This window comes from Rhodococcus sp. NJ-530 (genome assembly GCF_003860625.1).
Lineage (GTDB): Bacteria > Actinomycetota > Actinomycetes > Mycobacteriales > Mycobacteriaceae > Rhodococcus_F > Rhodococcus_F qingshengii.
Window position 1 is genome coordinate 1,022,982 of record NZ_CP034152.1, and the last position, 12,854, is coordinate 1,035,835.

At 62.7% G+C, this 12,854-nt stretch carries 10 protein-coding genes and 1 pseudogene; 6 read left to right on the plus strand and 5 right to left on the minus strand.

What is annotated here, in order from left to right; all coding sequences use genetic code 11:
- The first annotated feature begins 32 nt into the window (after nucleotides 1–32).
- From EHW12_RS04710 to EHW12_RS04725, 4 genes are read left to right on the plus strand one after another with little or no spacing between them, the layout of a single operon-like run.
- Nucleotides 33–1,127, plus strand: a complete 1,095-nt coding sequence (locus EHW12_RS04710) for a M20 family metallopeptidase (RefSeq protein ID WP_007734375.1) — start codon at nucleotides 33–35, stop codon at nucleotides 1,125–1,127.
- Nucleotides 1,128–1,129: 2 nt separating this feature from the next.
- Nucleotides 1,130–2,068 (plus strand): GNAT family N-acetyltransferase, encoded by a 939-nt coding sequence (locus EHW12_RS04715; RefSeq protein ID WP_202426978.1) that lies wholly within the window; start codon nucleotides 1,130–1,132, stop codon nucleotides 2,066–2,068.
- Nucleotides 2,065–3,180 (plus strand): o-succinylbenzoate synthase, encoded by a 1,116-nt coding sequence (gene menC / locus EHW12_RS04720; RefSeq protein WP_064111855.1) that lies wholly within the window; start codon nucleotides 2,065–2,067, stop codon nucleotides 3,178–3,180. Before EHW12_RS04715 ends, menC begins: the two co-directional genes overlap by 4 nt.
- 47 nt (nucleotides 3,181–3,227) lie before the next feature.
- Complete coding sequence (locus EHW12_RS04725) at nucleotides 3,228–4,847, plus strand: helix-turn-helix domain-containing protein (protein ID WP_058039306.1); 1,620 nt, start codon at nucleotides 3,228–3,230, stop codon at nucleotides 4,845–4,847.
- Between the two features lie 71 nt (nucleotides 4,848–4,918).
- Here EHW12_RS04725 and EHW12_RS04730 read toward each other — a convergent pair whose 3' ends face one another.
- From EHW12_RS04730 to EHW12_RS04740, 3 genes are all read right to left on the minus strand, one after another.
- Nucleotides 4,919–5,815 carry a serine hydrolase gene (locus EHW12_RS04730; protein WP_054188096.1) on the minus strand — a complete coding sequence of 299 codons (897 nt, stop codon included), beginning with the start codon at nucleotides 5,813–5,815 and terminating at the stop codon, nucleotides 4,919–4,921.
- Between the two features lie 156 nt (nucleotides 5,816–5,971).
- On the minus strand, nucleotides 5,972–6,607 hold the full coding sequence (locus EHW12_RS04735; RefSeq protein WP_070161497.1) for a ScbR family autoregulator-binding transcription factor: 636 nt from the start codon (nucleotides 6,605–6,607) through the stop codon (nucleotides 5,972–5,974).
- Between the two features lie 238 nt (nucleotides 6,608–6,845).
- On the minus strand, nucleotides 6,846–7,274 hold the full coding sequence (locus tag EHW12_RS04740) for an HIT family protein (RefSeq protein ID WP_042449536.1): 429 nt from the start codon (nucleotides 7,272–7,274) through the stop codon (nucleotides 6,846–6,848).
- A gap of 102 nt (nucleotides 7,275–7,376) precedes the next feature.
- Between EHW12_RS04740 and EHW12_RS04745 the strand changes: the two genes are divergently transcribed.
- Together EHW12_RS04745 and EHW12_RS04750 are read left to right on the plus strand one after the other, a co-directional pair.
- Nucleotides 7,377–8,603, plus strand: a complete 1,227-nt coding sequence (locus EHW12_RS04745) for a glycosyltransferase (protein ID WP_233405706.1) — start codon at nucleotides 7,377–7,379, stop codon at nucleotides 8,601–8,603.
- Nucleotides 8,600–10,746, plus strand: a pseudogene (locus tag EHW12_RS04750) (glycosyltransferase family 39 protein). Before EHW12_RS04745 ends, EHW12_RS04750 begins: the two are co-directional and overlap by 4 nt.
- An 85-nt stretch (nucleotides 10,747–10,831) precedes the next feature.
- Here the strand turns inward: EHW12_RS04750 and EHW12_RS04755 are convergent.
- Nucleotides 10,832–12,136 carry an HNH endonuclease signature motif containing protein gene (locus EHW12_RS04755; RefSeq protein ID WP_125050336.1) on the minus strand — a complete coding sequence of 435 codons (1,305 nt, stop codon included), beginning with the start codon at nucleotides 12,134–12,136 and terminating at the stop codon, nucleotides 10,832–10,834.
- A 70-nt stretch (nucleotides 12,137–12,206) separates the two neighbouring features.
- Nucleotides 12,207–12,854: an ATP-binding cassette domain-containing protein gene (locus EHW12_RS04760; RefSeq protein ID WP_125050337.1), complete on the minus strand. Its 648-nt coding sequence runs from the start codon at nucleotides 12,852–12,854 to the stop codon at nucleotides 12,207–12,209.

Sequence of the window (12,854 nt, forward strand, 5' to 3'; positions counted from 1 at the left end):
AAGTTGCAAGTCGGTGACAGGAGAGCGTCGGAGTGGACAAGAAATCAATGGTGGCAGACCTGGCGGCGTTGGTAACCGCCGAGTCGCCCAGTTCCGATCTCGGCGCAGTCGATGCATGTGCGGACGTGGTGGCCGAAATCGGCGAACGCCACCTCGGAAGCACCCCCGAACGTATCCGCATCGACGGGCGCCAGCACTTGCGTTGGTCGTTCGGCGCGGAGCCGAAGGTGATGCTCCTGGGCCATTTCGACACCGTCTGGCCGCTCGGAACGCTCGCGGAGTTGCCCTGGTCTGTCACCGACAACATCGCCACCGGACCCGGAGTCTTCGACATGAAGGCCGGCATCGTCCAGCTCTTCCACGCGCTCGCATCGCTTCCGTCGCTCGACGGGGTGGTCGTGCTCCTCAATTCCGACGAGGAAATCGGCTCCCCGACCTCGCGCGCACTGATCGAGGAGCAAGCACGTCAGGTCGACGCGGTGCTGGTCCTCGAAGCCGCAGCCGACGGCGCAGTGAAGACCGCGCGCAAGGGTATGTCGCTGTACTGCGTCGACATCGAGGGACGCGCTGCACACGCCGGACTGGAACCGGAACGAGGTGTGAACGCTGTAGTGGAGCTCGCACACCAGATTCAGGCCGTGGTGGAGCTCGCGGACCCGGCGGCGGGAACGTCGGTGGTTCCGTCCGTGATCAGTGGCGGCACGACCACCAATACCGTTGCAGCGCAAGCGCAACTGTGGTGTGACGTTCGAATGTGGTCCGCGAAGGAACAGGAACGCATCGACCGTTCGATCCGTGCACTGACACCGGCGCTGGCCGAAAGCCGAATTTCGGTATCCGGAGGACCCAACCGTGGGCCACTGGAATCAGCGTCTTCGGAGAAGCTGTACTTTCTCGCTCACCAGGTCAGCAGTGAGAGCGGGTTGGGAATGCTTCGCGACTGCGCAGTCGGCGGTGCGTCGGACGGAAATTTCACCGCTGCAGTCGGAACTCCCACGTTGGACGGCCTCGGTGCCGTCGGCGGTGGTGCCCACGCAGCGACAGAACACGTAGAGATAGATCAGATGATCCCGCGCGCCACCTTGTTGGCCGGTCTGGTGACTCGAATCCTGGAGGGAGGACTGTGACGATGACGTCGCCGAACAATGTCCAACGCAAGACCGTTCAACCATTCGGAGGTGTATCGCCTTCACGGATGCGGCAGGCAATCAGCCAGGCCGAGCAGGCCGCTCTGCTTGCATGTGTGACTATCGAAACCGTCACCGGGCATGCCGAGTTGGAACAGGTATTCGGTCTGTTCGAGAAGGTATGGCAGCCGGAGAGCGGTAACCCTCCCGTCCATCGGGACATGATGAAGGCGCTCGCACACTCCGGTAACTACGTCGCCGGCGCGTTTCGTGGCGGGGATCTGATCGGCGGCTCGGTTGCATTCTTCGAGGAACCGCAACACCGTTCGTTGCATTCGCACATCACGGGGATCCTCCCGAACGTGCAGAACGGGCACATCGGCCTCGCGTTGAAACTGTTCCAGCGTGCGTGGGCACTGGAACGGGGAATTCTCCACGTGCGGTGGACTTTCGACCCGCTCGTCGCACGCAATGCCTACTTCAACGTCTCGAAACTCGGTGCGTTCCCGATCCAGTATCTGCCGCGTTTCTACGCGCCGATGAACGACAGCCTCAACGGCGGCGCAGACAGCGACCGGTTGTTGATCGACTGGGAAATCGGTAGTAGCAAGGTTGCCGACGTCGTCGCCGGTTCGGGAGAAGTCCCGACTCCCGAGTCCTTGGGGGCGAGCGAACTGCTGTCCGTCTCCGAAGCCGGCCTGCCCGTGTTGAAGTCGACCAAGAATCGATTCGTCACGGTGGCTACACCGAATGACGTGTACACACTGCGTAAGTCGGACCCGACGGCAGCGAACGACTGGCGCCTGGCAGTCCGCGAGACTCTCGGTGGTGTGCTCGCCGAGAACGGAGTGGTTCTCGCAGTTACCAGAACCGGAAAGTACGTGCTGGACCGTGCGCCGGGAACACAGGCAGGCAGGACAACAGCGGAGGTTACATCGTGAAGATCGAAGGAGTTGAATTACGCCGGGCGGCAATGCCGTTGAAAGCGCCGTTCCGTACCTCGTTCGGCACCGAGACCACCAAGGACGTGTTGTTCGTCAAGGTCGTCACCTCGGAGTCGGAGGGCTGGGGCGAGTGCGTGGCGATGTCCGAGCCTCGCTACTGCTCCGAATACACGGACGGCGCCGCCGAAGTCCTTCGTAAGTTCCTGATTCCGTCTCTGGGTGAACTCACCGATCCCGACGTGCACGCACTGAGCGCGACGATGGAACAGTTCGCCGGGCACCCCATGGCCAAAGCGGCATTGGAAACCGCATTTCTCGACGCCGAGTTACGGGCTGCCGGGACGAGCATGTCTTCGTACCTGGGTGCAGTAGTCGATCGCGTACCCGCGGGTGTCTCGGTGGGTATCAAGAATTCGATCGATGAGCTGCTAGAGGAGGTAGGCGGGTTCCTCGATGCCGGATACCTGCGCATCAAACTGAAGATCGAACCGGGCTGGGACATCGAGCCGGTTCGCGCAGTCCGCGAGAGGTTCGGCGACGACGTACTCCTCCAGGTCGACGCGAACACCGCGTACACCCTGGCTGACGCCCGCCATCTCCAGCGGCTCGACGACTTCGACCTCCTGCTGATCGAGCAGCCGCTTCCCGAAGAGGAACTGCGTGGCCACGCCAGGCTGGCCGAGATGATGCGGACGCCGGTCTGCCTCGACGAGTCGATCACCTCCGCGAAGGTCACCGCCGACGCGCTGGCAATCGGTGCGTGCAGCGTGGTGAACATCAAACCGGGACGTGTGGGCGGTTATCTGGAATCGCGTCGTATCCACGACGTCTGCAAGGCCAACGGAATTGCCGTGTGGTGCGGCGGAATGCTCGAGACCGGAATCGGCAGGGCCGCCAACGTCGCGCTTGCCGCGCTCCCCGGATTTGCCCTACCAGGCGATACATCGGCTTCCGACCGGTACTTCGCCGAAGACATCACCGAGCCGTTCGTACTCGACAACGGTTACGTGAAGGTTCCGGAAGGACCGGGTATCGGCGTCGAACCGATCCCCGACCTGCTCGAAGCAATTACCACGTCGGTCGAATGGATCGGCATGGATCGGCTTTGACGAATCACTATGACACACTTCGTTCACCGGACGAAGGAGTGATAGACGTGGGCACCGTACGACCTCGCATCAGTTTGGTGCGGCTTCTCGAAGACGTGGGAACTACGGTGCTGAATCCGGTTGTCGGCGACCCGGAGGCGGTCCAGGAGATCGCCTCGGTGGTCATTCACGACCCCGACGACGACTCACCCTCGACACCGGACTCCATGGTGCTGCTCGTCGGCGTCACCGGAGGCGAACGTATCGCGGAGTCCGTGGCCGGCCTGGCCGAGCGCGGAGTACGCGTGGTGGTCGCGCGAGTGACCGCCGAGGTCAGCGATGCGGACCGCGAATCCGTCATCGCCTCGGGCGTCGTGCTGTTGGCCTTGGCGCGAGGAGTCTCGTGGGTTCAGCTGACAAGCCTGCTTCATTCGGTGCTCTCGGCCCGAAACGAAGTCGGGCACATCCACTCACGCGGAGGCGGCCCGGCCGGCGATCTGTTCGCCTTCGCCAACGCTGTCAGCGCACTTCTCGATGCGCCGATCACGATCGAGGACCGAAGCTCACGGGTCATCGCCTTCTCCGGCCGCCAGGAAGAAGGAGACGGTCCACGTATCGCGACCGTGCTGGAGCGGCAAGTTCCTGACCAGTACATTCGAGTGCTCGAAGAGGCCGGGGTCTTCGACCGGCTCTATCGCAGCGACGATCCGGTGTGGGTCTCGGCCGAGACCCTCGGTACCAAAATGGGTCGTATCGCCGTGTCCATCAGAGCTGGCGACGAGTTCCTCGGCTCCATGTGGGTGGCAACCGGTGAGCCGATGTCCGACGACCGTATGCGTGCGTTGCGCGATTCTGCCGGGTTGATCGCGCTGCAGATGTTGCGGTTGCGCGGCGGCGCCGACGCCGAGCGCCGACTGCGTGCAGACCTGATCGCAACCCTTCTCGACGGTGGGTCAGGTGCGGTCGACGCGATGAATCGCCTCGGTCTCGGGACCGGCCCCGCACTCGTGATGGCTTTGGGTCGTAGGTCTTTCGAGGGATCGTCGAAGCCGGACGATGCCGCCCACGTGGTGCGACTGACCGACGCTCTGGCCATGCACCTCGGCGCCGTCCACTCGCAGTCGGCGGCAGCCTTGGTCAACGGAACCGGCTACGCGGTGCTGTCTGTACGAGGGCATTCCCCGGCCGAAGCCGAGTTGCAGGCATTCCGTGTGGCCTCGGACTTCCTGGACCGCACCGGAGCGTCCGGCGACACGATCATCGGGATCGGCCGGGTCGTGACCAGACCGGCGCAGCTGAGCCGATCGAAGCGCGACGCCGAACATGCCCTCGAAGTGTTGTTGGCGGGACGAGCGTCGGGCAGCGTCGCCACCTTCAGTAGCGTCCACGTCGATGCCATCCTGTTGGAGATCGCGTCGGAAGCTGCAGCCGAAGGGTTCTCGGACCTCGGACCGATCGAGGCGATCGCCAGCCACGACGCCGCTCATGCGACCTCGTTCGTGGACACTCTCGATGCGTGGCTCAACGCGTTCGGTGATGTCGGTGACGCCGCGGCGTCATTGCACGTGCACCCCAACACCTTTCGGTATCGCCTCAGCAAGTTGAAGGGTATGGCCGCGTTGGATCTCGACGACCCCAACGTCCGCTTCCGGTTGATGGTGCATCTTCGTCTGCGCGGTCCACGCTAGCTCGAAAGCCAAAAAATGCGGGTCGCACTGATTTCTCAGCGCGACCCGCATTCTTTGTCAGTGGGTTCAGATCAGCTGTTGTTGCGAAGTGCTTCGACAGCGATGCGGCCGACGGTTCCGATGGAGGCGTCGATCTTCGGGGCGCGGTGGGTGAGCTCGTGGGACTTGGTGAAGACACCGACGGCGTAACGCTTGCCGTCCGGGTACGCCACGACGCCGGCTTCGTTTCGTACCAGTCCCAGCGTTCCGGTCTTGGCGGCGACAGTGACCTCGTCGGGGAAACCGGACGAAAGGCGGTGCGGCCAGACCTGCTTGCTCATGATGGTTCGGACCTCTTCACAAGCCGATGCGGGGCCGGCTTCGTCCCTCCAGATTGCAGCCAGCAACATTGTGATCTCACGAGGAGTACTGGAATTGGAGCGGGCGGGATCCATGACGGAAATTGTCCGAAGAATTTCGATGGGGGGCATTTCCAGCAAGGTGCCCTTGTCGACGCCGAGGTCGTCGTAGACCGTCTTGAAGAGGCCTCGGCAGTCACGGACCAAGTTGGTCTTCTCCAAACCGAGCCCGCGCAGCGTTGCGACGATGTTGTCGAGTCCGAGACGTTCGTACAAGAAATCCGTGGCGGCGTTGTCGCTGAAGCTCATCATGAGCAGAGCGAGGTCTCGCCAGCTTGCAGTCACGTCGTCGGCGCAGCCGCCGATACCGATGCCGCCGGAGCGGAACTCGGAGGTCACCGTGGCGTGCTCGGTCGGATCAAGGGTGCCTGCCGCTACTTCACGGGCGTACTGAAGCACAACAGGAATCTTGAAAACGGAGGCGAGGATGACACCTTCGTCCGCGCCGTAGCCGAACTCTTCGCCGGAATCGATGTCGCGTGCGTGGACGTAGGCATCGGTCTTCGCTTCGGCGAGTACAGCAGCGATCTCCTGCTGTGCGCTCTCAACGTACGTGGCGGTTTCGGTCATTCGAGAAGCCCTTTCGTCGGTATCCATGTATCTGGGTTATTCGTGGATCTGACGATAGTGAGTCGACGACGGGGGGTCTTGTACGAATCGACGAAGGTTGGCGCACGGTTCGGTGCTGATGCGCCGAATCATCCGGGCGTCGGGGTGTTCTCCGGATCAGGACGCATAAGTTTCGAGGCGACATCCGACCAGTTCGGCGACGGCGCTGCGTCGCTTGTCGGAGACCACGCCTGCCAACAGGAGGGTGAACAATTCGTCGATACGGTCGTTCAAATCGCTTCGTCTGGTGAGAACGTTCGAAACCAGTTGAACGCCGGTGAATGCCGAGATCACCACGCGACCCACCGATTCCGGCTCCACATCGTCGCGGATGTCGCCTTCGAGCTTCGCGGCCTCGGCCAGTTTTCGAAGCTCGCGGATCCACACGACGTACGGGCCTTGCGAACCGTCGGCAGAGGCCAACTCGAGGGTAAGTCGGATTCCCGCACGAACAATAGGTTCTGCGACGAGTTGGCGGCCCATCTCGTGGCACACCATGACGAGCTGTTCCAGTGCCGGTGCGCCTGTGGCTGCAACTGCGGTGAAGGCACTGATCGAGATCTGGTGCTGTTCTTCGATCACCGCCTGAGCCAGTTCGTCTTTGGACGAGAAGTGAAAATAGACCGCGCCCTTGGTCATCTGCGCCGCGGACACGATGTCATTCATGCTCGTGCTGCCGTACCCCGTGACTTCGAACCGATCAGCAGCACCTTGAAGAATCTGTCGGCGACTGATCTTGGCACGTTCCTGCATTGCTCCCTTGTCCTCCGACTGTTAACACGTGAACCAGTTTTAGGGCCCTAGGTCCCGGACCAGCGACCCACGGTAGCAGCGAATCTCGTGCTCGCGCGACAGCGCGAAACGGACTGTTCGGTGTGCAATCGCAGGTCACGGTCGGTAGGAGCGACAAATGCGACCGCCGCAACCTCCGTTGGAGGCTGCGGCGGGGAGTCCAGTTATCGGCCAGCGAAATTCGGTCGAAGGTATGCGATCAACGAGTCGAGACAGTTGCCTCGAAGCCGAGGTCGCGTAGCGCCGACTTGAGTTTGGTCTGTGCCTCGTCGAGAGATTCGGGTGACGGCGAGGTGTCGGCGCCACTGATGTCGAAGTTCCCCATGTCGTATGCGGGGAAAACATGAACGTGAAGATGCGGAACTTCCAGACCTGCGATGAGGAGACCCGACCGAGGCGCGTCGAACGCCTTACGCACGGCTTGGCCGAGGTTGCGGGCAACAGCGGTGACCTTGGCAAAGAGTTCAGGATCCACGTCCTGCCACTGATCGACCTCGGCTCGCGGAACCACAAGCACGTGGCCCTGCGTTACCGGCGCGATGGTCAAGAACGCGACGACGTCCTCGTCCTCCCACACGAAACGTCCTGGTAGATCCCCGTTGATGATGGCACTGAAGACTGAAGGCATACCCCGAGATTAGCCCGCGTCCGGTTGCCAGGAAACTCCCAGGCTGGACGCAGGTTCGTCGGAGCCGGCCCGACAAATCTAGGACGCATGACGACAGAAGCCATGCAGACCGCGGGCAGCACGGACGCAGAGGAGGTCTCCGCGACGACTGTAGTGCTGGACGTGGTCGTCCCGGTATACAACGAAGAGGCAGGCCTCGAGACGTGCGTGCGGCGCCTGCGCCGGCATTTACGCACGCAGGTGCCATTCTCTGCACGAATTACCATCGCGGACAACGCCAGTGTCGACGGCACGTTGGCACTCGCCCGTTCCCTCGCCGAAGAATTCGACGACGTCCGGGTCGTCCACCTGGATGCGAAGGGTCGTGGTCGAGCACTGCGGCAGGTATGGAGCGAGTCCGATGCCGACGTGGTCGCGTACATGGACGTCGACCTCTCGACCGACCTCAACGCCCTGATGCCGTTGATTGCTCCGTTGCTCTCCGGACACTCGGACATCGCCATCGGTTCCCGGCTGGCACGATCGTCCCGCGTGGTGCGCGGCCCCAAGCGTGAGTTCATCTCACGTAGCTACAACCTCATCCTCCGAAGCGCACTGCATGCTCGCTTCTCCGACGCCCAGTGCGGATTCAAAGCCATGCGCGTCGATGTTGCACGCCAACTACTTCCGCTGGTGGAGGACACCGGGTGGTTCTTCGATACCGAATTGCTGGTGCTGGCCGAGCGAGCGGGCATGCGGATTCACGAGGTCCCTGTCGACTGGGTGGACGACCCGGACAGCCGGGTGGACATCATTGCCACGGCAGTTGCCGACCTCAAAGGTGTGGTCCGTGTCGGGCGAGCACTGTCTACTGGTTCCCTTCCATTGGCCGAGCTCAGGGCTAGTTTCGGACGTGAACCGTTGGTTCCCGGAGTTCCACGAGGAATGGTCGGGCAGCTCTCACGCTTTGCCGTGGTGGGAGTCATTTCGACGCTCGCGTACGCGCTGCTCTACCTCGCTCTGCACTCGATCATGGGTGCGCAGTGGGCCAACGCCGTCGCATTGCTGGTGACCGCGGTATTCAACACCGCCGCCAACCGGGCCTTCACCTTCGGGATCCGAGGGTCGGAAGGATCCGCTCGTCACCAGATGCAGGGCCTGCTCGTGTTCGGGTTCGGTCTACTGCTCACCAGCGGATCGTTGTTCGTGCTCGACGTCATGGCGCCCGATGCTTCCAAGCATGTGGAGCTTGCCGTACTCGTCATCGCCAATCTTGTTGCCACAGTCAGTCGATTCATCGCACTGCGCTGGGTGTTTCGCACCGCACAATCCGTAGGAGCCAATCGATGACCGCCACTGCAGAGGCACTCGCCGCGCCGCTGCCGGCGCCGGAACCGCAACGTCAGGTGCGCTGGGAACCGTGGGCGCTGGGAGTGTTGTTAGTGGGCACCGGAGTTGCCTACATCTGGGGCCTGGGCGCGTCCGGATGGGCCAACTCGTTCTATGCCGCTGCGGTACAGGCAGGTTCGGTGTCGTGGGAGGCTTTCTTCTTCGGCTCCTCGGACGCTGCCAACTCGATCACCGTCGACAAGCCGCCCATGTCCCTGTGGTTGATGTCGCTGTCGGTTCGCATCTTCGGACTCAATTCCTGGGCGATGTTGGTGCCGCAGGCACTCCTCGGGGTCGGATCGGTTGCACTGTTGTGGGGAACGGTTCGACGGTATTTCGGTGCGGCCGCCGGCCTCCTCGCAGGCCTGGTACTTGCGCTCACACCCGTAGCGGCGCTGATGTTCCGGTTCAACAACCCGGATGCTCTGCTGGTGCTCCTGATGATCGCAGCAGTGTGGGCGATGATGCGCGCCGTGCAGGACGGCCGCACCCGCTGGCTCGTGTTGGTCGGTATCTTCTGCGGATTCGGTTTCCTGACAAAGCAATTACAGGTCATGTTGGTGGTTCCACCGCTGGCGCTCACCTATCTGATCGCCGGACCGCCGAAACTGGGTAAGCGCGTACTCCAACTGTTCGCGGCACTGGGCGGACTGATCGTTTCCGCCGGATGGTGGTTGGCAATCGTCGAACTGTGGCCGGCCGACTCGCGTCCGTGGATCGGTGGTTCACAGAACAATTCGATTCTCGAACTGACGCTCGGCTACAACGGGCTCGGACGCTTGAGCGGCAACGAGACCGGAAGCGTCGGCGGCGGCGGAATGCGCGGTGCTGGTGATGCTGCGGCCGGCGCTGCTGCGGGCGGTTTCCCCGGCATGGGCGAGGCCGCAGGTGGTATGGCCGGGGAGGTATGGCACCAGGTGGTGGGGCCGGCGGTGGTATGTGGGGGAGTACCGGCATTACCCGACTGTTCGAATCGGCCCAGGGCGGACAGATCGCCTGGTTGATTCCTGCTGCACTGATACTTCTGGTGGCTGGAATCGTGCTGCGAGGCAGGGCACCCCGCGCTGATACACAGCGCGCGTCATTCATCGTCTGGGGACTGTGGCTGTTGGTGACCGGACTGACCTTCAGTTTCATGGCGGGAATCTTCCACGCCTACTACACCGTTGCGCTGGCGCCGGCGATCGCCGCGCTGATCGGTTCAGGATCGGTAGTGGCGTGGCGTCATCGTGACGTCCTCTGGGTTCGCATCATTCTGGCGGTGTCCTTGGCCGCAACCGTCGCGATGGCGTGGGTACTGCTCGGACGCTCGCCTTCGTTCGTACCGTGGCTTCGCTGGACCATTCTGGTGGTCGGCATCGTCAGCGCCGTGGCAGTGCTGATTCCGGCAGTGACGCGAGGTCGATTGGCTGTGGCAGTGATTCTCGCAGCGATCTTCACCGGTCTGGCAGGTCCGACTGCATACGCGATCGACACGATCAATACTCCGCATACCGGTTCCATAGTTTCGGCCGGACCGAGCGTCGAAGGTGGAATGGGCGGGCCCGGCGGTGGCCGCGGTGGATTCGGTGGATTCGGTGGCTCGGCTGATGGCGGTAACCGTCGGACTGACGGGGCTGGGACCGGAATGCCGGGCACGCCCCCTGCAGGAATGGGTCAGATGCCCGGTGGTGCAACAGTTCCGGGCGGTACCACGCCGACCGCCGACGGGACGCGAGGCGCAATGGGAGGCGGTGCCGGCGGCCTACTGCAGGGCAGCACGCCGGGAGCCGCTGTTGTGTCCACTCTCGAAGAGAACTCCGACCAGTTCACGTGGGTAGCCGCGGCAATCGGGTCCAACAGCGCCTCGGGTTATCAGCTTGCGACGCAGTCACCGGTCATGGCTATCGGAGGGTTCAACGGGAGCGATCCGTCGCCGACGCTCGCGCAGTTCCAGCAGTACGTGGCAGAGGGCAAGATTCACTTCTTCATCGCCGGCGGTGGGATGGGTGGCGGTATGAACGCCGAAGGCACCGCTACCGCTATCTCGACGTGGGTGACCGAAAACTTCACCGCCACAACGGTGGACGGAGTAACCCTCTACGACTTGACGGTTGCAGGCTGACCAACAGGAACGCACGCCAGGTCCGCATCGGAGGTGCTTCCTCCGATGCGGACCTGGCGTGAAGTTGTATGCCTGAGGTTCGTCCTCAGGTTTTGAAGGTGGTGTTCGCCGGCCTGGGTTGCTGCCCGGGGTCGATCGAGGGTGGCGGGATGAACCAGGGTTTGTTGTCGGCGCCGATGCGGATTTCCCATTTCCCGACGAACCCTGATTTCCGGTGCATCAGTCGGTGGTGTGAACGGCACAGCAGGACCAGGTTGTTCATCACCGTCGGGCCACCGTTGGCCCAGTGCCGGATATGGTGCGCATCGGTCCAGGCGGGTACGCACGTGCAGCCGGGGAAGGCGCAGCCCTTGTCTCGGGCGATCAACGCGACGCGTTGTTCGGCGTTGACCAACCTCTTTCCTGGTTTCGCATCGAGCGGTGCGCCGTGATCGTCGAGCAGAACCGTGGACAGGAAACAGTCACACCCGAGAAGCCTGGTCTGCGATACGGACAGTGGTCCGAGCCAGGGCATGTGCCCGACATCGAGATCCGATACAGCCATTCCGTCATCAGCAGTGGAGGGTGTTGCGGCGCAGTCCCGGTGCTCGGCCAGATCCCGAGCATTGATGTGCACGTTCACATGCGGACGCTGACCACCATCGGTACCGGTTTTCGCGCAGTCCAAATACCGGCGGATCAGTTCCGTGAACCCGTCCGCCGTGCGTTTCGCCGCCGACCTAGAATCCGGGGTTCCATCGGGTGCCGGGGTGGGCATCGTCAGGTTCGATAACGCGGAGAGCAGCATTTCGCCGGTGAGGGCGTCGAAATCGCCGCGCACCACCACCCGGCCATTGAGCGTCGAGGCGATCCGGAGCTCGTTCCGGTCGACGTCTTCGGCGGGCGGAATCTCATCGGACTCGAACAACCGCTCCAACGTCGCGATTACATTCCGCACCTTCGTGGTCGTGGCCTCGACACCGGATGCCGCAGCCAACAACAAATCGATGCACTTCGGTAATGCCTCCTCCGGCATCCCCTTCGGCGGCGATTCACAGAACGCAACGATCAACACGGCATGATCGAACGAGCAGTCCCCGCAATCGAACCGAGCCGCCACCGCCGGAAACGGCCGCAAAGCTGCACCCACCGCGGCGATCTTCTTCCCGTCCCGAACCTGCAGCATCGTGTTGGCCGCCAACCAGCACCCCACCCCGCGGCTGGCAATCACCTGATCATCCGGCCGCAACGACAGTTCGTCCACCACGGCCACCCGCACGGCTTCGAGACGCAGAATCTCCGCACTCGCTTCGACAGCAGCAGCACGTAACTCAGCAGCAGACAACCGCCGCAGGCGTCCGCGTAACCCCACCGCAGAACCAGACACCACATCCGACAACAAGACGCTCATTGAATCCCCCGATCCCCTGCCCAAATCATACTCGAACATACGTTCGGGTCAAGGGTCGATTTCGCAGGGGCTAAGCGCTGATACTGTCGAGGTCGTGGACCACGTCGCAGCAGGCGCCGAGTAATTCGCGATCATGGCTGATGAGTAATACACCGACGCCGGTTTCGGCGGCGCGACTCTCGATCAACCGAATGAGCGCGGCCGTCGTGGCGGCGTCGAGCATCGCCGTCGCCTCGTCACAGATGAGGTAATTCGGTTGTTGCGCCAGCGATCTCGCCAGGCAGACGCGCTGTAGTTGGCCGTCGCTCACCTGGTGTGGTCTGCGCGACAAGAGATCGGGAGTGAGGCCAACTTCTGCTGCCAGCGCGGCCACATCGATTGACCTACTGGCAATGTCACCCGGTTGGCCGATGATCGAGGCGAGCGTCTGCCGAGGGTCGGTCGATGCGCGAGGTGACTGAAACAGCATGGACACCGTCCCGCGTAGTGCCGCGGGTACCGAGAATTTGGTACCCACGACGGGTGATCCGTCGATCCGCACCTCGCCTGACCACGGTGCGTCCAACGTGGCGAGAATCCTTGCAAGTGTTGTTTTTCCGGTGCCCGAAGGCCCGGTCAGGCCGATCAGCTTTCCCGACGGAATCTCGAGCGAGACGTTCTCGAGAACTGGCCGGTTGCGACGGTAACCGCTGGTGATTCCCAGAGCTTGCAGACTCAT

Bases quoted from the DNA above. Each gene is read 5' to 3' on its own strand.
- EHW12_RS04715 (WP_202426978.1), top strand. From the start codon at position 1,130: ATGACGTCGCCGAACAATGTCCAACGCAAGACCGTTCAACCATTCGGA.
- EHW12_RS04740 (WP_042449536.1), bottom strand. From the start codon at position 7,274: ATGCCTTCAGTCTTCAGTGCCATCATCAACGGGGATCTACCAGGACGT.
- EHW12_RS04755 (WP_125050336.1), bottom strand. From the start codon at position 12,136: ATGAGCGTCTTGTTGTCGGATGTGGTGTCTGGTTCTGCGGTGGGGTTA.
- EHW12_RS04745 (WP_233405706.1), top strand. From the start codon at position 7,377: ATGCAGACCGCGGGCAGCACGGACGCAGAGGAGGTCTCCGCGACGACT.
- EHW12_RS04760 (WP_125050337.1), bottom strand. From the start codon at position 12,854: ATGAGTCTGCAAGCTCTGGGAATCACCAGCGGTTACCGTCGCAACCGG.
- EHW12_RS04735 (WP_070161497.1), bottom strand. From the start codon at position 6,607: ATGCAGGAACGTGCCAAGATCAGTCGCCGACAGATTCTTCAAGGTGCT.
- EHW12_RS04730 (WP_054188096.1), bottom strand. From the start codon at position 5,815: ATGACCGAAACCGCCACGTACGTTGAGAGCGCACAGCAGGAGATCGCT.